Origin of the sequence: Bradyrhizobium sp. (assembly GCF_019244115.1) — a bacterium.
Lineage (GTDB): Bacteria > Pseudomonadota > Alphaproteobacteria > Rhizobiales > Xanthobacteraceae > Bradyrhizobium.
The window spans coordinates 1-2114 of sequence record NZ_JAFATE010000357.1 but is presented as its reverse complement, the minus strand read 5'-3'; the positions used below and the strand labels follow the sequence as shown (position 1 = coordinate 2114).

Genomic DNA, 2114 nt, shown 5'->3' with positions numbered 1-2114 from the left:
TCGCGCCGCCGGGCCAGACGCTGATCGCGCCGGACACGCTGCATGATCTCGCGCTCGCTGAAGGCGCGACGCCGGAAACATCAAACGGCACCGTGCTGCCGCCGTTGCATCTGCAGCCGCAACTCGTGCCCGACGTGCTCATTGTGGATATCGGGCGGGCGCAGGAGATTTTGAACCGGCCCGGCGAGGTGTCCCGCCTTCTGGTCGGCAAGGCGCGCGGCCCGCGCGCCGCAATCGAGAGCGTGGTCGGCGACAAACTCAGCCTGGTCGAACCCGACGCGGAGACCGATCTCGAACGGCTCACCGACAGTTTTCACCTGAACCTCACCGCGTTCGGGCTGCTGTCGTTCCTGGTCGGCCTGTTCATCGTCAACTCGGCGATTGGCCTCGCGTTCGAGCAGCGCCGGCCGAGCTTGCGGACGCTGCGCGCCTGCGGCGTCTCCGCGCGTGCGTTGAACGCAGTCATGGTGGTCGAACTCGTTTCCCTCGCGGTGATCGCGGGCCTGCTCGGAATGATCTGCGGCTATGTCATCGCGGCCATCCTGCTGCCCGACGTCGCAGCCTCCCTGCGCGGGCTCTATGGCGCGCCGGTGCCCGGCCAACTTACGCTCAGGGGGGAATGGTGGATCGCGGGCCTTGCGATGAGCGTTGCCGGCGCGCTGGCGGCCGCGGCCACCAGCCTCGTCAAGGCGATCCGCCTGCCGCTGCTCGCCACCGCGCAGCCGCGCGCCTGGCAGGAAGCCCAGCAGCGCACCCTTCTGGTGCAGGCTGCGATCGCGGCCGCCACGTTCGCGGTGGCCGGATGGCTGCTGTGGTACGGCAACTCGCTGATGTCGGGCTTTGCGCTGCTGGCGGCGCTGCTGCTCGGCGCCGCGCTGCTGCTGCCGGCCCTGCTTGAACTCGTGCTGCGCTTCGGCCAGCGCAGCGCGCGTCACGCCATCGCCGCATGGTTCTGGGCCGACGGCCGCCAGCAGATCCCCGGCCTGTCGCTGGCGCTGATGGCGCTGTTGATGGCGCTTGCGGTGAATGTCGGCGTCGGCACCATGGTGGAAAGCTTTAGCCGCACCTTCGTCAGCTGGCTGCAGGGTCGGCTTGCGGCCGACGTCTATATTAGCGCCGTCGACAATGCGCAGGCACGCGATATCAGCGCGTTTCTGCGCGGCCGGGCGGACGTGCAGGCCATCCTGCGGGGCGGCCGTGCGGAGACGGAGATCAGAGGCATGCCGACGGAGATCCTGGGGCTGCCCGATCACGCGACCTATCGCGACAACTGGCCGCTGTTGCAGGCGACATCAGATGCATGGAACGAGCTTGCGCGCAGCGACGCCGGCTTCATCAGCGAACAGCTGTCCCGGCGGCTGAATATCGCGGTCGGTGACGAGGTCGACGTGCCGACGCCGGGCGGAAGCTGGCGTCTGCGCGTCGTCGGCATCTACGCCGATTACGGCAATCCCAAAGCCCAGCTCGCGGTCAATGCCGAGGCGCTGCTGCGCCACTTCCCCGCAACGCCGCAGACGCGGATGGCGCTGCGCGCGGCGCCGGCCGATGTGCCGGCCCTGATGGGCGAGCTTCAGGCGCGCTTCGGCCTCGACGGCCGCAACCTCGTCGACCAGGCCACGGTGAAGGCCGAGTCGCTAAGAATCTTCAACCGGACTTTTGCGGTCACCGCGGCGCTCAATGCCTTCACGCTCGGCGTTGCCGGCGTCGCGCTGCTCACGAGTCTGCTGACGCTCGCCAATTCACGGCTGCCGGAGCTCGCGCCGCTCTGGGCCATGGGCGTGACGCGCTCGCGTCTCGCCGGACTGGAACTCTTGAAGACGATGTCGGTTGCGCTGATCACCGCGCTGATCGCGCTGCCGCTCGGCCTCGTGGTGGCCTGGTGCCTGATCGCGATCGTCAACGTCAAAGCGTTCGGCTGGCGGCTGCCGTTCCACGTTTTTCCGCTGCAGCTTTTCAAGCTGGTCGTGGTCGCAATGGCGGCCGCACTGCTCGCATCCCTCTTGCCGGTGCTGCGGCTCGCCCGCATGCAGCCGGCGAGCCTTGTGAGGATCTTTGCCAATGAGCGTTAGCGCCAAACTATCGCGCCGTGCGTTTACCGGCGGCCTCGCGCTGCT

General features: G+C 68.3%; 1 protein-coding gene. It reads left to right on the top strand.

What is annotated here, in order from left to right:
• Window positions 1-2069 (top strand): ABC transporter permease (locus JOZ76_RS15780; RefSeq protein ID WP_291699543.1); only part of this gene is annotated, 2069 nt, incomplete at its 5' end.
• Between the last annotated feature and the right edge of the window lie 45 nt (window positions 2070-2114).